The 20,156-nt window shown below is 53.2% G+C and carries 12 protein-coding genes; all 12 read right to left on the bottom strand.

What is annotated here, in order from left to right:
* Positions 1-45 precede the first annotated feature (45 nt).
* The 12 genes from IEY46_RS03030 to IEY46_RS02970 all read right to left on the bottom strand — a co-directional run bounded on the left by IEY46_RS03030 (position 46) and on the right by IEY46_RS02970 (position 19,976).
* The gene (locus IEY46_RS03030; RefSeq protein ID WP_188988999.1) at positions 46-2,874 is read right to left on the bottom strand and encodes a LamG-like jellyroll fold domain-containing protein; all 2,829 of its coding nucleotides are present in this window, start codon (positions 2,872-2,874) and stop codon (positions 46-48) included.
* Positions 2,875-3,085: 211 nt separating this feature from the next.
* Positions 3,086-4,303 carry an alpha-L-fucosidase gene (locus IEY46_RS03025; RefSeq protein WP_188988997.1) on the bottom strand — a complete coding sequence of 406 codons (1,218 nt, stop codon included), beginning with the start codon at positions 4,301-4,303 and terminating at the stop codon, positions 3,086-3,088.
* 510 nt (positions 4,304-4,813) lie between these two features.
* Positions 4,814-6,238: an ABC transporter substrate-binding protein gene (locus IEY46_RS03015; RefSeq protein ID WP_188988993.1), complete on the bottom strand. Its 1,425-nt coding sequence runs from the start codon at positions 6,236-6,238 to the stop codon at positions 4,814-4,816.
* A 138-nt stretch (positions 6,239-6,376) separates the two neighbouring features.
* Entirely contained in the window at positions 6,377-7,354 is a 978-nt protein-coding gene (locus IEY46_RS03010; protein WP_188988991.1) for a carbohydrate ABC transporter permease, read from the bottom strand.
* 3 nt (positions 7,355-7,357) lie between these two features.
* A complete protein-coding gene (locus tag IEY46_RS03005; RefSeq protein WP_188988989.1) occupies positions 7,358-8,254 on the bottom strand; it encodes a carbohydrate ABC transporter permease in 897 nt (298 codons plus the stop codon).
* The gene (locus IEY46_RS03000; RefSeq protein WP_188988987.1) at positions 8,251-10,449 is read right to left on the bottom strand and encodes a DUF5696 domain-containing protein; all 2,199 of its coding nucleotides are present in this window, start codon (positions 10,447-10,449) and stop codon (positions 8,251-8,253) included. The genes IEY46_RS03005 and IEY46_RS03000 overlap by 4 nt, the downstream gene beginning before the upstream one ends.
* Entirely contained in the window at positions 10,442-12,499 is a 2,058-nt protein-coding gene (locus tag IEY46_RS02995) for a YIP1 family protein (RefSeq protein WP_188988985.1), read from the bottom strand. The genes IEY46_RS03000 and IEY46_RS02995 overlap by 8 nt, the downstream gene beginning before the upstream one ends.
* A 38-nt stretch (positions 12,500-12,537) precedes the next feature.
* Positions 12,538-13,401, bottom strand: a complete 864-nt coding sequence (locus IEY46_RS02990; protein ID WP_188988983.1) for a carbohydrate ABC transporter permease — start codon at positions 13,399-13,401, stop codon at positions 12,538-12,540.
* Positions 13,402-14,367 (bottom strand): carbohydrate ABC transporter permease, encoded by a 966-nt coding sequence (locus IEY46_RS02985; protein WP_188988981.1) that lies wholly within the window; start codon positions 14,365-14,367, stop codon positions 13,402-13,404.
* Positions 14,364-17,309 carry an extracellular solute-binding protein gene (locus IEY46_RS02980; protein WP_188988979.1) on the bottom strand — a complete coding sequence of 982 codons (2,946 nt, stop codon included), beginning with the start codon at positions 17,307-17,309 and terminating at the stop codon, positions 14,364-14,366. Before IEY46_RS02980 ends, IEY46_RS02985 begins: the two co-directional genes overlap by 4 nt.
* A 12-nt stretch (positions 17,310-17,321) precedes the next feature.
* On the bottom strand, positions 17,322-18,437 hold the full coding sequence (locus tag IEY46_RS02975) for an ABC transporter ATP-binding protein (protein WP_188988977.1): 1,116 nt from the start codon (positions 18,435-18,437) through the stop codon (positions 17,322-17,324).
* Positions 18,438-18,461: 24 nt separating this feature from the next.
* Positions 18,462-19,976, bottom strand: coding sequence for an extracellular solute-binding protein (locus tag IEY46_RS02970; protein WP_188988975.1), 1,515 nt, complete (start codon positions 19,974-19,976; stop codon positions 18,462-18,464).
* Between the last annotated feature and the right edge of the window lie 180 nt (positions 19,977-20,156).

The following is a 20,156-nucleotide window of genomic DNA, read 5'->3' as shown; positions in this document are numbered from 1 at the left end:
TTCGTTCCAAGTATCAGCTAGCCAGTCAAAGCCTCTATGCCGATATCACGGGCCGGTCAGACGGACCGCCTTGAAGGCGCCGTTATCCTTGGTGCCCCCAATTCCTCCTCCCCATTCCACCCAGCCTCTTCGCCCAGCCCCATCATTTTCATTGACAAGCAATGAAAGGCTGAACAGCCCGGAGCTCGATGTTACCGGAGACAACTCAGACCATGGAAGGCCAAGTTCATAGATCGTTTCCTTCGCCGTTTCGTTGCGGCTTATCGCCAGCTGGCGGTTGGATACCAGTCCCGCCGACATTCCGATGGACGACCAGCGATATAGCTCAGGGCCGCTAACGGTAAGCGACATCCCGTATTCGTACCATGCGCTGCTGACGCCGGGTGCGCCGGGGGTAACCCCAAACTGGATGCCGTCGCCCTGCCAGGTCATGCTCCCGGAGGCACTTTGGGAAAATGTATCGTCCTTGATTTTCGCCGAAAGATACAAGCGCAACGAATCCCATGTCACCCAGAGCTTGCCGCTCAGATCGTTGGGGCCGCCATAACCGGTAATCAGAAATTGTCCCTCTGATTCCAGATCGATCCCAGGCGTAGAGGACAGTGTGTCGAGTATCCCGTCAACCGTGATGCTTCGTCCGGGAATAGCCGCATAGCTCCCCGTAATTCCCGGACCGTTATAAGCTCCCCGGTTCGGAGATGAGGTTGCGGATACCGCATTACCCCAATAATCACTTCCGCCATTGCCGGAAATAAGCTTCCCGCTGCCGATTGCCGGGGAACCGGCCGCCAGCTTGTAGCCGCCCGTTGTCGACCGTCCAATGCCACCCGTTCCAGGAGCGGTAAGGAGAGGATCGGAAGTCAGCTTATGCGGATCTGCGGGTTCGCTGGCATCATGATTGCCGTAGAAAACATTATAATCGTAGACGCAGCTCGCGCCGCCGCAGTAATACGTCATATTGGAGCCCTGATTGTAGATGATATTATTCGTGACGAGGATACTGCCTTGAGGAAAGTTGCTGATGTCGGGCGCCATCGCAAACCGGACGTTCATGCCCGGCGCCGTGTAGAAGGTGTTGTTGTAGATGTGGTAGTTCTGGAGTCGTCCGACATATTGGAATAAAGCGTAGTTGTCATTCTCGCTGATATTGTACCGGACAATTCCATTCTGGTCATATCCGGTCCCCGGACCGCGCTGGCCGACAAGCAGCATAAACCCGCCTTCGTTATCATGACTGTAATTATGCTGCATAATACAGCTCCCGCAAAGCTCATCCAGATCAAAGCCCATGCCATCCAGAACCGTCCGGGTCAGATAAGCTTCGTTATATTGGAATAAAGCGTTATCCGAATTAATCGCCCAGATTCCGGCATGGTAGCCGACCGAATCATAGTAGCTGTTCGCCGCCACATTATATTCGATAAGCGGGGCAGCGCTTTCGCAAATGATGATGGCATCGCCCCCGGTCCTGTTCAAGCTGTTGCCCCGAACAACGACGCGCGTCATGCCTAGCCAGGGGCCGGATCCGTCCGTCCGGGTCGCCCGGTTGCGCCAGTCGCTGCGGATGAATATGCCTGTGCTGTCGACATCCGTGAATGTATTGTCCTGAATCAGCACATCATCAAATTTGGTCGGCGCAGCGTACCCGGTCACACGGACAATAATGCCGCCGGATTCCAGATCCTGAACTTCCGTCAGTCCATTGACATTGCGGATATCCAGATTCTTGAGATAAATATGGCTGGCTGTGCCGATATTCTGCGCTTCGATCCAGACCGCGCGGCGAGATGCCCGCTGTGCTCCCTCATTGGTGATGGACAGATTGTTGATCTCCCAATGCTGCTGGTTGAACAGCCTTACCGTCTCGGTATACAGGCCTGCTCCGTTAATAAGCGGTTTGGCTCCCGATCCATAACGGTCCACCACGACCGGGTAACCGCTTGACCCGGAGCCTTTGGGCCACAGCTGTCCGGTCCAGGAAGAACCCGCCTTGAACAGGATTTTATCGCCGGCCTGGAAAGTGGTCGCATTGACTTTGGCAAGCGTCTTCCAGGGACTGCTGACGGAAGTACCGGAGTTGCTATCGCTGCCCCCCACGGAATCCACGTAATACGTGGTTGGACTTACATCCAGGCCCAGCTTGATGTTCAGGATCGTCTGGGAAGAGAGCGCTTGCGGATAAATCCGCACATCATCGAGGATACCGTTAAATACCTCAGTGGCCTGACCTGACGAATTGTTCACCGCGCCGATCCGCAGCGGGTTAGGATTGCTGCTTTGTGTAATGCTTGCATAGGTGGTTTTGGAGGAGACCCATACTCCATTGACATACATGTGGTACGTGCTGCCGTCCCTGGAAACCGCAACATGGCTCCACACATCCTGCGGAATTGAGCCGGCCGGCGACTGCAGAGGCCACAAGCCGTAACTATTCCCTGAAGAGTCGCTCATGAGGAAAAACATGGAATCGCCGCTGACCCACCAGTTAAACAAATTATTTTGGCCTCCGGCAATGCCCTGGCCGATGATCGTGTGACTGTTGGAGTAAGAGGCGGGCTTGATCCATGCCATCAAAGTAAAGGACTGTTTGTCGAAATCATCCATGACAACGGAGCTGTTCAGTCCATTGAAGGCCAGCGCCTGGCCGGTATAGCCGGTCACCCACGCAGGAGTACCGCTTATTGCATGCGAGTTCCCGCTGACGCTGTCAATTGTCGTGCTGCCTTGGCCTTCATTCAGAGCATAGGCTTGCAAAGGATCATTGGGTCCTAAAGCATAAACGGGAGTAAATCCGGTGCCGGCTGGGATGGAGGACCATAACAAGGATAAGATGATTAGACGAATCACCGACTTACTGCAAAGACGACCTTTCATGTCCACATTCCTCATTTCCACGTGGAATCGCGTGTGACGGGTCGCAGCTATCCGATTGAAATCGTTATATCATCACTTGTTCATCACCTCCCATAATACTTGCCGATTGGTGACTGGTCACGATGCCGGCACGGCGGGTGCAATAAAGACAGGATGCGATTGCTATATCAGGAGTTCGGCAGAGAAACCCCTTACTCCTACCGCCCTGAAGTTAAAAACAGGAAAATTGACGGATAATTGGAATATCTACCGATGCGGTTATGGTAAGACGCAGACAGTCTGCCTGAACAGCATCCAGACATTCAATTTTCTTATGTCCGACAGCCGTACCCGTGGTGATGGTTCTCCATTCTCCCCTGCTGCGGGCTTCCAGCGTATATTCTCTTATCCGTTCTCCTCCGGTAAGATCCTCCATCAGCAGAACGTGATGGAGGTTCCGCTCCTGCTCCAGAGGCAGGAGGAGCGAGATTCCTTCACCGGAGACCGCCGCAATAGGCTGGTCGAAGCTTTCACGGATCCAATGCCCAAGCTCGTTCACGCGCTGAACATCAAGATCAGGCAGCAATCCCCTGCTGTCCGGTGACAGATTAAGCAGCAGGTTGGTTCCATGTCCGACAGAACGGTAATAAATATCCTTTAATTCATCCAGAGATTTCAGCTGCTCCTCATCGTCCGGGTGCCAGAACCAATGCAGCTTGCGAATTGGAACATCGCATTCCGCCGGCAGCCATTCCGGCGTATCGGGCAGCCAGGTTGCGATGGAATCCGTAAACATGCTGAGACGGGCCGTCTTGACCGAATTCCAGCAGGGATAAGGAGCAACGCCATCCTCATTGCCCACCCAGCGAATAGTGGGTCTTCCCATATTGAATACCATGGCATCTGGCTGATACCGGTCCACCAGGGCAATAATGCTTGCCCAGTCGTACTCCCGCCCTTCCGATCCCGCCCCGTCAAACCAGACCTCGACAAGCGGACCGTAACCCGTAAGCAGCTCGGTCAGTTGGCGGCAGTAGAACGTATCATAAGCTTCCTTATCCCCGTAACAGGGCTCGTGCCGGTCCCAGGGCGACAGATAAAGTCCGAATCCGATGCCGGCTTCCCGGCAGGCATCCGATACCTCGCGGACAATATCGCCTTGCCCGTCTTTCCAGGGACTGGACTTCACGGAATGGTCTGTAGTGGCGGTCGGCCACAGGCAGAAACCGTCATGATGTTTGGCTGTGAGAATCAGATATTGAAATCCGGCTTTCTTCGCCACATCGGCCCACTGCCGGGGATCGAAGGACTGGGGATTGAAGCGTCCAGGGTCCTCCGAGCCATCCCCCCATTCCTGATCATAAAACGTATTGATTCCGAAGTGACAAAACATGCCGAGCTCCATGTCTTGCCAGGCGAGTTGTTGTTTGGTAGGTTTGGCTTCGGTCATTCATATCCCCCATTCTTTATAATGTTTTGCCATTGCTCTTGGTTCTGCATTGGTTCTGATCTTGGTTCTGATCTATTCAAAATGTCTTGGTTTGACCCTTGCTCTATTGAATTGATTTGGCTTTTGGTTTGGCTTTTGGTTTGGCTTTTGGTTTGGCTTTTGGTTTGGCTTTTGGTGTGGTTCATGCATTGGATTTCGAAATTGATCTTGCACTTGAGAACTCGGCCTGGCAAAGCCACTGGCTCCGGGCCAAAGGGCATTTTAAATTAGTGGTTGGTGGTGAGTGGGGAAGCGCGTAGCGGGCGGAAGCATTCTGGAGAAGCGAAGCGTTCGCCTTTGTAGCCGGATTTCGACCTTTGACTCATTTATATAATGAGGAAATCCGGCTACAACAGCGATCGGAAGAAGTTTCCGCATGCGGAGCGTGCCTTGACCTTGACCTTAGCCTTAGCCTTGACCTTGACCTCAGCCTCGTCCCTGCGACCCCTCCAAACCAACCACGTCCCCCCTCTACTCCAGACCAAGCTCCTTCCGCAGCTGCGTCGTATACGTATTAAACTCCGTCGCTTTCCGTTGGAAAATACTCAGATCGCCGCCGTTCTTAATAATCCCGCCGATCTCGCCATCAAACCAGTTGATATATTTCTCTTCGCCGATGAGTGTCCGGTTCATGCAGCATTCCTGCGTAACCGCATCCTTGATGTTTTTCCCTTTCCAGGTTTCAATCTGCGTTAATTCATCCCACATCTGGGGATCGGAAGTGAGCGGAATATTACCGTCCGACATCAGCACCCGCTGTCCGTCCTCGGAAACCAGCCAGGAGAGAAACTTGACGGCAGCATCGACATTCGGCGAGCCTTTGAGAATGCCCATTGGAGAGATGCCGTTATAACCGGCCTGGCTGACTGTGCCCTTGGGCAGTGGGAGCAGATCCCAGTCGAACTTCGCGGCTTCCTTGCGGCTTGCACCTTCCCATTGTCCCATGATGTCGAAGGCGAATTTCCCAGTAACCCAGCTGCCCCAGCCAGCGGGATCGACGCCCGCTTTGGTGGATTGTTCATCATTGGGACGCGAACCGTCGACCCAGCCGAGATCGGCAACCCACTGGACAGCGGACAGCACCTTGGGATCCGTGAGCAGACTTTGATTCCAATTCTCGTCCATGAAGCTCAGATTCGGAGCAAGCCCGTTTGATACCGCGTAAGCCTGCGCCTGCGCCTGATAGTTGAACACGCCCGGAGCAATGCCATATTCGCCGGCATTGGGATCGGTCGCTTTCTTGGCCATTTCGCGGAACTCATCCCACGTCCAGTCCTTGGTCGGCATATCCATGCCATGCTTGGCGAGCAGATCCTTGTTGACAAACATAAAATATGCATCCATCGCCCTCGGCAGAGCAACCAGATTCCCTTTCCACTTCATGACATCCAGCACGGAATCGGAGAACTGCGCCTTAGAGAGCACGGGATCTGTCTCCATGTAAGGTCCGAGGTCAACAAGCAGATCGTCTTTCATAAATCCCGGAATGGCTGGAATCCAGGTCAGATCTGCCGGGGTGCCCGCTGCGCTGAGCGCCGTGATTTTCTCCAGGACGGATGCGTTGTCGCCGCCATCGATTTTTTCAACCTTGAGCGTGATATTCGGGTATTTCTCCTGAAACTTGGCAGGGATCGTTTCCGTCCAGAGCGGCGGGCCCCACACGACCATACGCAGCGTAACCGGATCATTGCTCTCAGCGGCAGGCGGGTCTGTTTTATCCCCTTCCCCTTCAGCCTTATTGCCTTCACCTTTCGTGTTGGCGGATGTGTCTGCCGGCGCGACCGGTTCGTTCTTCGTATTGCCGCCTTTATTATTGCCGCTTGAGCAGGCAGCCGTCGTCATGACGATTAGAAGCAGGATAACCAAAGACCATAATGCCCTTTTTCTCGTTTTCATTGTCTCATCTCCCATTGTTTGCTTCGTGAACCATTGCTTGCGCGTCAAATTCCCCCACTAATTGATTCGCCAGCCAACACCTCCCTTAAAGAATCAACTCAAATTCTGCAAGACGAGATGACACCGGTCACGCTCCGCTCAGTCCACAAGTCCGGTACGCTCGATGCCTTCGACAAACCAGCGCTGGGCAATCATATACACCAGCAGAGGCGGGAATACGATCAGAAAGGCGCCGGCCATCTTCGTGCCTTCCGTAATGGGATTGACCGCCAGCATTTCCATGGTGGGTTCCCTGCCGAATATTTCCGTCTCCAGATTCGCCAGCCGGATCGACAAGGGCGTGAAATCCTGCGACAGAAACATCGAAGACAGGTAGCTTTCATTCCAGTGCCAGACAAACGAGAACAGGAATACAACCAGGCAAGCCGGGATCGACAGCGGCAGGATGATGCGAAAGAATAATCGGAACATGGTGGCGCCGTCGATCATCGCCGCCTCCTCCAGCGCTTTGGGCAGCGACTGGAAAAACTGCCGGAAAATAATAATGAACAGCGCGCTCTTCAGCCCCTGCCCGAACAGGGCAGGTACGATGAACACAAGCGGCGTATTCAGCCAGCCCAGCTTGCTGTAGATCACATAGAGCGGAATGATAATAATCTGCGGAGGGACAAGGAAAGTAAGCAGAATCAGGGCAAAAAACAGATTTTTGCCGGGAAACGGCAGCCGGGCCAGCGCATAGCCGGTAACCGAGCAGATCAATACCTGGATGAAAGAAGGGATGACTGCCAGCGTCAAAGTATAGAGCAGCGAGCGGGAATAGTGCATGCCTTTGAGCGCCCGTTCCAGATTGCTCCATTCCAGGGACCTGGGAATCCACTGTACGGTGGGATCCAACAGGTCGGGCAGCGTCTTGAGCATCGTCGAGATCATATACAGGAACGGCTGCAGGTAGAGATAGGCGATAATGGAGAGCATGAAATAGATGAACAGTTTGGCAAACAGGCCGTCATTCGTGTGCTGACCCATCAGCAGCAGCTTCACTCTCTGCGCCCCTCTGCCGCTGAGCAGAGTACGGGCCTGACGGGAATATTCCCTGACGAGCGCATCGGCTTTCATATTTCATGACCTCCTTTCCTTGTTCGAGCTGCCCATGAACCACAGAATCAGCCCAAGCAGGATCACGATAAGCAGAAAATAAAACCATGCCAGTGCGCTTGCATAACCGTATCCTGTCGAGATATTGAACATATTGCTTTTGATCTGCGCCATAACCGGGTTGAACGGAAAGGTGAACAAATCGACCATCGTATAAAGCAGATTAAGCCCGATGAACGGCTTGATGCCGGGAAGCGTGATTTTCCAGAAGCTCGACCACGGCGAAGCCCCGTCGATCCGCACCGCTTCATAGATTGATTTGGAAATGGTCTGAAAACCGGCGATAAAGATCAGAATCTGCACCCCCGACGACCACAAAATCAGGATGATTTTGCCCAGAATATCCGCAGCGGTATCCGCCAGCGCTCCGCTGAAATTGGCTTTGACCAGTGAATCGACGCCATACTGTGAGAGAAACGGCACATCGCCGGCTCCCTGCTGGAACAACTCATTAAGCACCTGACCGGTCGAGAAGATGACGGGCAGGAAGAAGATCGCCCTGTACACGAACCGCCCTTTGAAATTCTGGTTAAGCAGGATCGCCACAAGCAGGGCGAAAATAATAATGATGGGCAGCATCAGAATCATCTGCTGGAAGAAAGCAATCATTTGAATCGTATATTCATTGTCCTTGAACAAGGCGTCCTTGAAATTCTGCAGCCCGACATATTGATAGTTGAACAGCCCCGCACCGGACAGGCTTACCTTCTGGAAACAGAGATATAAGGACCAGCCGATCGGGAAAGCCATGAAGGCGCAGAATCCAATCAGCCAGGGTAGCATGAACAGGTATCCGACTGCATGCCCTCTCCATCTGTAGAATGCTCTGGCTTTGCGACTAGCCCGGACCTCAGCGCTCATAGGTCTCCCATCCTTTCCACCTGGAACGACCTGCGGTTGTAATCGACAATGACAGCCATGCCGTTAGCGTATTCAGTCACATAAACCCCTTGCGAGCGACGGTAATGATCGGTCATCGGCTGGTCATGGATCGGAGACAACTGCTCAAAGTCCCTATATTCCCGGATAAGATCGTCTTTCCATTGCGTGAATGTACTGCTGTAAATGCCCCAGGTGAGCGTTTCCATCAAGACCCGGCTGCTCTCATAGGTGAGAATGAAGGAGGGGATCGAGCCGTATTCGATCGCTTTCAGAAATTCCAGCTCGTAATCATCCCGCAGATTGGCTGGTGTGAGCGAATACGGGATGCTGCCGTGCAGCACCATCGGATAGAAAGGCACCGTTTCATCAACCGCATACGAATAGCTGGAATCGGCCGTTAAAGAATGAATGCTGCTCGTATAGGGCAGCGCGTAGGCGTTGCCGGCATTTACAGCGCTGTAGCCCAGTTCCTCCTGCGTGCGCTTCAGGATATTGCGGTACAGATAAGCCGTATCGTCCCGGGTGTAGGCGTAAGCCGGGTTATAGTCGTTGAACACCAGCTCACCCAGCCAATTAAACCGTATGCCGTCAATGCCATAACGCTTGGCGCCGGCAATAAGATCCACAGCCAGATTGTAGGAAATGTTGGGATTCAGATAAAAATTCTCGTAGCGGAAAAGCACATCTTCTTCCACGGCCCGTATGCCATAGGTTTTGGGAGGCAAGGAGGTAAAGGATGTGTCCGCTGTTACCAGATCGGTGTCCAGATTGACCTTATAGCCCAACCTGTGCGCCTGGTCTACAAAAGCCTGCAGCCCTCCCGATCCGCCGAGCTTCGATTCGGGATGGAATTTTTTATCCGGGTTCAGTGTTCCTCCTGCCTGCCAGCCTTCATAGGTCACCCTGACCCGCTCAACCCCGGCAGCTTTCAGCTCCGTAATGATCTGCTCCGCCTGCTTGAAGGTGGTTGCCTTCTCGTAACGGTGCCCGCCATAATAAACCGTATCTCCGCCGATCAGTGTCAAATCCAGCCCCGTTTGCTGCTGCGGGTCTATCCTGGCGGGCAGCTGCATCGTTTCAATCAGGTCCCGGCGGTAGGTTCGAGCCATCCCCGCATATCCAGCTTCCTTCCCCGACAGAAAATAGTAACGGACAACACGGTCCTGCAGCAGCAATTGGTCCTGAAATACCCGTACCGACCTGCCGCTCAGATTCAGCCTGCGGTCATATTCCTGACGGTACACGAATTTGGCATGAATGGTGTTCATGGAGCTGACGACTCCCGAAGGAAGAGCCCGTATAACCGCGGATTTTTCGCCTGCGGCAATGACCGCCAGAAAAGCCTGCTCCCCTTTTTTCATACCGAATACAGGCAGGGCCACGGACTGGTTATTGCTGTAGTCGTCACCCACCCGGTTCGTAATTTCCGGTCCGTACACCTCCTGATTGTAGCCTTTGCCTGAAAGCTCCTTGCGGGCCGGAAAATAAATCAGTCCGCCGGGTCCGTCCGGCACAAACAAATAGCCGGATTCCTTGCTGCCGGCGGCGCCGAAGAACGGCAGCGCCTCGATGGACAGAATACGGAAAATACCCTCTTCCTTTATGCTTTTGCCGGGAATGGACATCTGCAGGCCATCGTCCGTTATTTCATAATGAATGCTGAAGGAAAGCTGCGCTTTGCCGACTTCATAATGGACGGCAACCCCCGATTTGAGGGCGGTAACGGCCATCGTAACGCTGGGATCAAGCGCGTTGACCACCTGCCGCTGAATTTTGGTTTTTTCGAAATATTCCACGATGAAAGTCGATTCCACATTGGTCCGCAGCGTACCGGCTACCTTCTCCTTCATCGCCTCCTCCGCACTAGGATTGCTTGACCAGCTATCTCCGGTCTGAAGATCGGTTATTTTCAATTGTCCAGTACCGGGATGAACCGATAAACGGTAACGGCCATTCTGCGCTGCGGCTGCAAAACCTTGACTGTCACGCTCGCCGGGCTGCCAAACCGCGCCCCCGTCGGCAGCCAGATAAACGGGCTGATATGAAGGAATATCCAGCTTTGCCGATACTGCGTCCGCCGTCAGCAGCCGGACAATCCAGACCAGACAGACAATGGAAAGTACCGCCCCTGCAGCGATGATAATGATTCGATTGCGCTTGATCCCTTTAGCCAAGGACGGCCACCTCCTTATACAGCTGATAGATAAAATCCGTGACATTATAGGTCAGCCCTGCGCTCACGATGAAGAAGATCCAGATAAGTCCAACGGTCAGCACCGTTATAACCGAGTTCCTGATATTCTCCACAAACTCAAAGTTATGGATGACCTGGCTGCCAACAAGGAATAAAACGATCATCCACAGCCACATGATGGAGGTTAACGAGGAAACGAGGATCCCTTCCTCCAGCACCAGAATATGAGTCAGTACAACAATCGGACCTGTAAGAACCACATAAGGAACCATAGCAAAAATGCTGGCCTGCAGCACATCGCGGAATCGTCCCTCCCCGTCCTTCACGGTGCTGACCAGATAGTTGGCCACGATCCAGGTCGCAAACGGGGCGAAGAACAAGGCAAGCTCCCTGCCGGGCCGGATCGCATTAAGATCGACAGGATGGAAAATAAAACCCGTTCCATAAAGCGACAGCAGTCTGCCCGCCAGTACCAGAAGCAGGACAATCCCCAAGCTGACCACTGAGATTCGCCTCCCTTTCATCCTGTAAAAACCTTCAAACGGATGAAAAAGCGTATACCAGCCATCCGCCAGCTCGCTGCCGATCCGGCGAATCGCTACAGGCAGGGGAATTCGGATCCTTCTGAGCTGCGGTTTGATGAAGAATCGGTGCAGCAACCAAAGGGCCAGAAGCCCAGCGACCACATAAGCAAAATAATGCTGAATCCATTGCCTCCGGTACGTCCAGAAAACCTCCGAATAACCGTCGTTGTCATAAGACATTTTGAAATAGGCCATCGCTTCCCCGACATGGCCTTCTTTGCGGGCAGCTTCTCCCAAGCCGAGGTAGGTTAAATTCACCAGCTCATTGAGCGATCTCACCTGCTCCCAGTTGGCTTTGCTTGTGGTGTAATCGCCCTCATAATAATCGGCGGCGGCGTTCAGAACGGCGTTGCCAAGCGGCGTTCTGTCAAAAGCCTGCATCAGGTTGAGGTCGGTATCCAGCACCCACAACCGATTGCGGCTGTCAATGCCGATTGCCGCAGGATAGGAGAATACGCCGCGCTGCTGCGGATCCTTCCGCGACTTTCCGAATTTGAACAATGCCGTTCCGCCAGGTCCGTATAGGGTGATCATCCCGTCAAAACGTTCCTGTTTGCGGTCCAGGACATAGAAGAAACCTCTGGCGTCCACCGCCACATCCGCGATCTGATCCGATTCCGTTTTCGTTAATGTTTTCAACCCGCTGAAACGGTTCACGCCTCCCGCATTCAGCTTCTTGATCTGATCCTGCATTGTACCGGGAGTGGAGGTGTAGATGAAGCCATCACCGTCAATCGTGACACTGCCGATTTCCGGCGGACGTTTCAGCTCCTCTTTGGCCATCTGCTCCTTCGTAAACATCTTCCGCTTCAGCCAATCCATAGCCCCGGCTTTCGTTTTGTTCCCCCCGAAAAATCCGGTAAACCCGCCTTCAGGGTTCATTCGCAAAATTCCCTGGTACGAACCTTTGGACACCACATACATGACCCCTCTGGCATCCACAGCCAACTTAACGGGTACAAAAAAGTACTCGGCGGGCAGCAAATCGCCGCCCGGTTTTCCGTATTCACGAAGAAAGGTGCCTTTTCCGTCGAAGACGGCAACCCGCTGATTGCCGGTGTCCGCTACGTAGACTGTTCCGTCGGCTGCTACGGCCACACCTTCAGGAGCACGAAGCATTCCTTTGCCTTCCTTGCCACCGATCGTCCGGACCCATGCTCCCTGCTCATCCGTCTCAATGATCCGGTTGTTGCCTTTGTCCGCGATAAACACATGGTCATTGCCGGCAACGAACAGATCGCTGGGTTTATTGAGCGCCTGCTCCCCGCTCAGTGCGGAAGTCTCCGCCAGGGTGTACACATCCTGCATCCAGTAAATCCGCGTGTCCGCCCCGCCGGTACCGCTGGAAATATAGAAGGTATCATAGGGCTGCATGGCGGAAACCGTTACCGGAAACAACATGCTGATGACCAGCAGAAGCACGGACCATCGCAAGGTGCTTCGCATACTTTGATCCTCCCTCCTTTAATCCAACCTGTTTTCCGTCATTTCACGCCTGAATGCATCATTGTTTCCATTATCCGTTTCTGCGCGAAGAGGAACAGAACCAGGTTCGGAAGGAACATCAGCAGCCCGGCGGCGGCGGCCATTCCCTGACCTGCGACGGAGTTGGCCATGCCGCTTGTAAGCGACAGGATAAAGTAAGGCAGTGTTTTCATCGTTTCATCCTGCATAAACAATGTGGAAGCCTGCGTATCTCCCCATACGCCCTGAAAGGTAATAATGGCGACCGTGGCGATGGCGGGCATCGTCAAAGGCATAACAATCCGCAGGAAGACTTGATGTTCGGAAGCGCCGTCGATTTTGCCGGACTCCAGCAGATCCCTTGGAATCTGGTCAATAAACTGCTTGATCAGGAAAACGGCGACCGGAGAGGCCACAAAGGGCAAAATATGACCGAAATACGTATTGTTGATATGAAACCAGCTGATAATCAGATACCGTGGAATGGAGACGGTCTCGGGCGCGAACATCAAAGCCAGCATAATCGTTCCCATCACCAGCTTTTTTGGCCCGAAGCTGAGTTTGGATAGCACATAAGCGGCCAGGCTGCTGGAAAGGATGACAGCGGTCAGCGTAAATCCCGCAACCAGGACGCTGTTGAACAAATACCGCGAGAACGGAACAATCGTATCCGAAGTACGCATAAACAAATCGTATAAATTCGACAAGGTCGGCTGTCTGACCAGGAAGGTCGGAGGAAACAGAAACAGTTCATGGAACGGCTTGAAGGCATGGTTGAGAATAAACACGATCGGCAGGGACAGGAAGGCGGCAACCGCGATCAGAACAATCAGCAGCAGCGTCTCGAACAGCGTGAGCGACCTCAATTTTCCGATAACCGTCATTTATTCACCGTCCCTAGAACCGAACAGCCGGTAACTGAGCTTCATGGCAACATACGAGATGAGAAGCAGCACGACCGACACCATTGAGGCATATCCCAGCTCGAACCGGATAAAAGCATAGTCGTCGATATGGTTCAAAATCAGATGGCCGGCATACTGCTGCGTAATGGGCATGCCCGTCAATTGCGTGGAAATCGCGCCGGCCTTCAACGTCCCCACGATCGCCATGACTGCGCTGAACAGCATTTGCGGTTTCATCGATGGGACGGTGATATAGAACACTTCCTGCAGGCGATTGGAGATTCCATCGATTTTGCCTGCCTCGTACAACTCCTTGTTGACCGTATCGAACCCTGCAAGCAAGGCCAGAAATCCGACGCCGAATCCCATCCAGATTGTGACCAGAATCATCACATTCAGCAGATACCGGGGATCCTGCAGCCACAGCACCGGGGATTCAATAAGACCCGCTTGCAGCAGAAAATGATTCAGGTAACCGACATAATCCCCGCTGAAGGCCGCCTGCCAGACCACCGTCAACGCAATCGCCCCCGCCATGGAAGGCGCATAAAAGGCCAGTGTGATCACATCGCGGATGCTCTTGGGCAGCTGGTAGATGAGCCAGGCGACGAAGAAGCTCAGCAGATAGCCGATGGGACCGACAAACAGAGCGAATTTGATCGTTTTGGGCAGGGCGTATTTCATAAACACGGTATCCTGTGTCAGCAGCGCAATATAATTCTGGAAGCCGACAAACTCGGGAAACCGGAAAGCGTCAAACGAGGTGAAGCTCAGCAGAATCGCCATGATGACTGGCAATAAAATAAAAGCCGAGAAGCATAGAAGGAATGGCGCCATAAAAAGGTAAGCCGTTCGCTCCTTCCATATCTGTTTGAGCAGGCCAGTTGGAAGCACTGCCGCCCGGAGGCGCATAACGTTAGCTTCTTTTGTCAAACCGGGTTTCATCGTTGAATCGTCCCCCAATCGAACGGTTGGTCCAGAGCAGGCAGCGCAAGCTGGTCGTTATCCGACAGCTTCAGGTTCTGCTGCTTGCGGAGCATCTCCCGCTCAAGCGATACATAAGCCTGGTCCAGCGACTCCTTCGGCGGCAGCTTCTCCACAACCGTCCGGTTCCAGGCGAATTCCATCTCGCGAGACAGATAATACCCGCCCGGTACAAAAGGAACATTTCTCGTCCAGCGGTTCTGCTCCTTGATGGTTTCAATGTCACCCTCAGGCCACGGCATTCGCGCCATAGCAGCCATGTTGGCCGTGTTCCAACGGTATTCCATGCCGTAAAAGGATTCCATGTTCACGCCGTACTGCAGCTGCACATCCGCGGATGTCCACCAATCCAGAAATGCCCAGGCTTCCTGCTTCCGCTCGGATTGCCTTAGAATCATGGCTGATGTCAGCCCATTGGCAGCCCAGCGGACAACCGTTCCTTTGGCATCCTTGATGCCGGGCATCGGCTTAATAGCCCAATCTCCGCGAATTTCCGGCGCCGATACAAGCAGCTGGATATAGGTGTTGTAATCCGCTATGCCTGCTGGCATGTCGCCCAGCTTGAAGTGCTGGAAGAATGCGGGCACTTCCCGGGGCAAGTCGTATTTGCTGTACAGATCGGTCCACATAGCGAATGCCTTGTAGGCCTGCACGGTATCGAATCCGGGCCTTAGTCCGTCAGCCGCATACAGCTCCGCCCCATTCTGATAGAAGAATCCGACGAAATCCTTGGCATTATGATAGAAGCCCAGTCCGTTTTCCTGAAGCGTCGGCATGAGCTTGTGCACATCCTCCCAGGTATCCGGAGGCTCCAGCCCTAGCGAATTGAAGATGCTCTTGCGGTAAAACAGCAGGGGATAGGATTGGGTCTCAGGAAGGGCATAAACACCCTGATTGTAGACATAAGACCTCATTGCACCGGGATTGAAACGATTCGCCACTTCTTTATAGTCGGAAAATTCAGTCAAATCAACAGCCGCTCCGCGCATGGCATAATCAACAGGCATATCCTGCGGCAGTCCAAGCGCCACATCCGGCTGATCGCCGCCGGCATTGCTGAGCGTGAGTGCGTTGGCATCGGGCATTGTATTGACGTTGACCTGAATTCCTGTTTGCGGCGTGAAGCTTTGATCAATCATTTCCTGCAGCAGATTCGCATAATCTCTTCCCCGCCCGACCCAAATTTCGAGTGCGTCTTCTTTGCCAAGATGTTTGGTATCGTATTTGAGATAAAAGGTTCGGAAGAAGTTCGTCACGATATAAGGCAACTTGCTGGCCAGCGTAGCTTCGCCCGCCTCCGGCTTGGCTGAGGGTGTTCGAACGACCAGGTAATCCACCGTCATGCCTCCGCTAAGGAAAGCATCCATCCAGGTGCCCAGACGGAGTTGAAGGTCCGGAAACTTGCCCAGTTTATTCGGTATCTGATCGGGGTTCTTCAGCAGATCGTCCAGGATCGCCGTTCCCATCTTAAGCGAATTAGTGGCGTCCGTCCGATTCTGGTTGAGACCGTTCAAATAATCGGCGGTCGCGTTCAGCCGGTCGCGGATACCCGTAAGCTGTTGCGCCAATCCCGGGAAAGACGCCTGCATATCCCAGGTGCGGTTGATGTCTCCGGCATTCTCTCCGTAATCGCCTGTCATTTTCCTCAGCTTCTGCTCCAGATTATACAAGTCGCTGACAATGCTCTGCAGCGCCAGCAAGGACGGATTCAGCAAGGAAGCATCCACAACCATGCGCAAAGTATGCTTGCCTTTCTCCAGCCGGAAGAGGTAGGATTCCCCCTCCGAGCTGCCCAGGTTATGAACCTCCAGCTTGCTGTTGTAAGCGAACGGTGTATGCAGCAGCTCTTGAAACGGAACCTGATCATCGATGTAGATGGTGCGGTAGACGTTGGATTTCCCCTGAAAATGCTGAAAATATTTGATATCCAGCTCATAAATGCCGTTCTCCGGCACTTCAAACTCCCAGCTTACCGCCTCGCCCGGCTTCTTCCAGCGGTTCCCGTCCATAACATTGTAAACAATACGTCCGGCTGGATCAGGAGAAACCTCCGGTTCGTTATGACTGCCCGTCTGCGTGGAGAGATGGGATTTGTAGCTGTAGCGTTCCGCCTCGACGCGCGTGTGCCATTCCGCCTGCATGTATCCGGTCTCCACCCCAATCTTGTCGGCCCGATATTCCTCATAGGATGGGATCGCCACCGGCGCTGTGATCCGGATCTCTCCCCATCTCATCGCTTCGTTAAGGGCGGTGAAACGAAGTGTATGGCGGCCCTTTGTGAAATGAAATTGAAGCGGCTCCGAGGATATCGCATAATTGACGAGTCTGGTTGTCTGCCAGCCCCCGATCTCCTCCTGCATGGAACGGATCTCATTGCCGATCTCATCCTTCAGGTACGGTACCGTCTTATCCCGCCAGCGTTTCACAAACTCGATCGTACCCGATTCCGAGAAGGGCTGAGCGCCATCTACGGTCAACGCATAGAGGATGGAGCTGCTGCTGTTCTTCTCAACCTCCGCATATTCCACTTCAATGTTATAAAAGCCGTCCGACGGCGCATCGAAGGTCCATTCCACCCAGCCGCTGCCCGGTCCGCTTAGCACTTCCTTGTTCAACTCGTAATCGCGGCCGCTACTTATCGAAGCGCCAGGAGATACCGCAGAATAGCCGGCAGGATCTATGGGGATCGGAGGTCCCGTATAAGCCTTGATTCCCGCGGTCTTCAGGGCATGGACCGTCTCCAGATAATACGGAACACCGTCGCCATCGGCTCCTTTTGGCTCCAGTGCTTCTGCAGCAAGAACGGGAAACACGCTATCGGTGCTTCCCCGGGAGCGCACGACATAAAACGCTGCAACAAGAGCAATAATCGCCAGATAAATGATTGGCTTCCATGACTTCATCACGTACCCCCGCTATGAAATAATGCTTATATTATCCCCTGTTTCCGCATCAAATAAATGGGATTTTTCCATATGAAAAGCGATATTCAGCTTGTCGCCCTGCTCAAACCGCGTATCGCTCTCCCCTGTTCTTGCAATAACCGTCTGCTCCCCCAGCTTAAGATAAAGGAATGTATCCGATCCCATATGCTCCACAATATCAATCGCTGCGCTGATAGAATCCGGCAGCCTCTGTACGACTTCCGGCTCGGATGCCACATGCTCGGGACGAATGCCGAGCAGGATCCTGCCCGGCTTCACGGACTTAATCGCAGGAACCAATTTCTCCGGAATACCCAGCCGAACACGTTTGTTATGGAAATAATACCGGCCTCCCTCCAGTATAAGGGTCCCTTCGATGAAATTCATGGCAGGGGAACCGATAAATCCGGCAACAAACGCATTCCGTGGTCGGCTGTAAATCTCCTTGGGTGTATCCACTTGTTGAATAAGCCCATCCTTCATGACAACGATCCTCGTGCCCATCGTCATCGCTTCCGTCTGGTCATGCGTGACATAGACGGTGGTCGTGCGAAGCTCCTGATGCAGACGGATCAGCTCGGCTCTGGTTTGCGCGCGCAGCTTGGCATCCAGATTGGACAGGGGTTCATCCATCAGGAAAACCTCCGGCTCCCGTACGATTGCCCGGCCCAAGGCAACCCGCTGCTTCTGACCGCCGGAGAGTTGGTTTGGCTTCTTCTCCAGCAGACTGGAAATTTCGAGAATGCGCGCTGCCTTCTTCACCCGCAGCTCAATTTCATGCCTGGCCGTTTTGCGGAGTTTCAAGCCCAGCGCCATGTTCTCATAGACCGACAGATTGGGATAAAGCGCATAATTCTGAAAAACCATCGCAATGTCGCGATCTTTGGGGGATACATAATTAATGAATTTATTCCCGATATAGATCTCGCCTTTGGAGATCTCCTCCAACCCGGACAGCATGCGAAGTGTTGTCGTTTTGCCGCAGCCCGACGGACCGACCAGCACCATAAATTCGCCGTCTGCGATTTCAAGATTAAAGTCGCTCACCGATGGACGGGGCTCGGAACGGTACTGCTTATACACATGCTTGAACGATACGTCCGCCATGGCTGCCCTCCCTGATCCCATTGTTTATTCGCCATACTTATTGTAGGCCGCTTTTAATTCCTGCAGTGTTTTCTTATAATCCTCCGACGCGGTCAGCTTGGCGACATACCGGTCCCACTCTTCTTCCGTCAATTCTCCCATCGTGAAGCGGACCTTGTTGTCTTCCAGTTCGCGGGTCAGATCCCCCCACTTTGCACTGAGTGTCGGCGAGTACAGATTAAAGGCCGGATTGTCATAGCTCGATTTCAACTGGGAATCGTCAAACACTTCCTTATACCATTTGAACCGGTCCGGGTCGGCATCCCACAGCAGATAATTATTGTGGCCGGAGTATGTGCCGTCGTTCCAGGTATAAGCTTCGATTCCGTCACTTCTGTACTTGTCGTTTTTGATGATTTCCCCATCCTTCACCTTATGGTGAATGCCTTCGATGCCATACAGCACAAGCTTCTGGTAATCCTTGGAGGAGGTATAGTCAATCAGCTTCAGCAGCTGGGGAATATGCTCTTCCGGCACCTTGGAGCTGATCATCAAATTGGTCCAGGATCCCGTAGCCGCAGATGTTGCATAACCGCGAGGTCCTTTCAGTACCTTCAGCGTCAGCACATCCGCCCCCGGTGCATTCTTCTGCAGCTTGTCGATCCAGTCGGGTATGGTAAACATATGGGTGTTGGCCGCCACCGCCACATAATGCCCCTGCTTGAACAGATCGGTTTCACTGCCCTCCACCACAGGGAATTCGGGGTGAATCGCACCGGCTGCATACAGCTTTCTCATCCAGCGCAAATACTCTTTGTAGACGGGCAGAAAATCCCGGTATGAGAAATTCCCTTTCTCATCCACTTGCCAATTCTGAATACCTGTTATGGCGTTCGCGAATATATCCACGCTGGAAGTCGATTTCATCGCCAACCCATACATGCCCGGGGGATGGCTAAGCTTCATTACGACATCTGTAAACTCCTCCCATGTCTGAGGGACGGGCAGGCCTGCTTTATCGAGCAGATCCTTGCGGATGTGGACCGTTACGAAAACAGGCGGATTGGGATGCCGGGGAATCCCCCATATTTTTCCGTTGTATTCCATGTTGCTCCAGATTTCCTTCGGATAAGCGGCCAAATGCGGATACTGCTTCAGCGCATCGCCGCTCAGATAGGAGGTCAGATCATGAAAACTGCCAGCCTGAATCGCTTCATGGGTCGTCGTTTCATAGATCGGCGTACTGGTCGGGACCTGGACGATGTCCGCCAGTGTTCCGGTATTAATCGCCACATTCAAACGGTCCTTGTACCCGTTCCAGGGTACCCATTGCCATGTAATCTCGGTTCCCGTCTCTTCTTCAATTTCCCTTCCGACCGCGTCCCCGCCGGGGGGCGGCGTACCCCAGGCCGCGTTCATCCATGTCACTTGCAGCGGTTTCTTTACTTGCTTGCCGGAAGCAGCATCGCTATTGCCGGCCTCTTCGCCTTCCCCGCTGGAAGCGGTACAGGACACGGTTAAGAATGAAAACAGCAGAATCACGCTCAGTACCTTGATCATAAGTACCAGATCCCCTCTTGTATTTATCATAATGGCATGGAGGCGCCAGTTACATGTCGTTTTGAATACATTCATGCTGTTTTCATTACTTTATGATTGATTCTCGTTTACCCACTCTTTTCCTCCTATGGATAAATTGTATAATGAAAGAGTGCAGCACGGCCCAAAGAGTCGGTGAAA

Origin of the sequence: Paenibacillus nasutitermitis (assembly GCF_014641075.1) — a bacterium.
GTDB lineage: Bacteria > Bacillota > Bacilli > Paenibacillales > Paenibacillaceae > Paenibacillus_Z > Paenibacillus_Z nasutitermitis.
Note: the sequence above shows the minus strand (reverse complement) of the source record. Positions and strands in the feature narration are given on the sequence as shown.

Excerpts from the sequence above, each read along its gene's own strand:
- IEY46_RS03030 (WP_188988999.1), bottom strand. The coding sequence starts at position 2,874 with ATGAAAGGTCGTCTTTGCAGTAAGTCGGTGATTCGTCTAATCATCTTA.
- IEY46_RS03025 (WP_188988997.1), bottom strand. The coding sequence starts at position 4,303 with ATGACCGAAGCCAAACCTACCAAACAACAACTCGCCTGGCAAGACATG.
- IEY46_RS03015 (WP_188988993.1), bottom strand. The coding sequence starts at position 6,238 with ATGAAAACGAGAAAAAGGGCATTATGGTCTTTGGTTATCCTGCTTCTA.
- IEY46_RS03010 (WP_188988991.1), bottom strand. The coding sequence starts at position 7,354 with ATGAAAGCCGATGCGCTCGTCAGGGAATATTCCCGTCAGGCCCGTACT.
- IEY46_RS03005 (WP_188988989.1), bottom strand. The coding sequence starts at position 8,254 with ATGAGCGCTGAGGTCCGGGCTAGTCGCAAAGCCAGAGCATTCTACAGA.
- IEY46_RS02995 (WP_188988985.1), bottom strand. The coding sequence starts at position 12,499 with ATGCGAAGCACCTTGCGATGGTCCGTGCTTCTGCTGGTCATCAGCATG.
- IEY46_RS02990 (WP_188988983.1), bottom strand. The coding sequence starts at position 13,401 with ATGACGGTTATCGGAAAATTGAGGTCGCTCACGCTGTTCGAGACGCTG.
- IEY46_RS02985 (WP_188988981.1), bottom strand. The coding sequence starts at position 14,367 with ATGAAACCCGGTTTGACAAAAGAAGCTAACGTTATGCGCCTCCGGGCG.
- IEY46_RS02980 (WP_188988979.1), bottom strand. The coding sequence starts at position 17,309 with ATGAAGTCATGGAAGCCAATCATTTATCTGGCGATTATTGCTCTTGTT.
- IEY46_RS02975 (WP_188988977.1), bottom strand. The coding sequence starts at position 18,437 with ATGGCGGACGTATCGTTCAAGCATGTGTATAAGCAGTACCGTTCCGAG.
- IEY46_RS02970 (WP_188988975.1), bottom strand. The coding sequence starts at position 19,976 with ATGATCAAGGTACTGAGCGTGATTCTGCTGTTTTCATTCTTAACCGTG.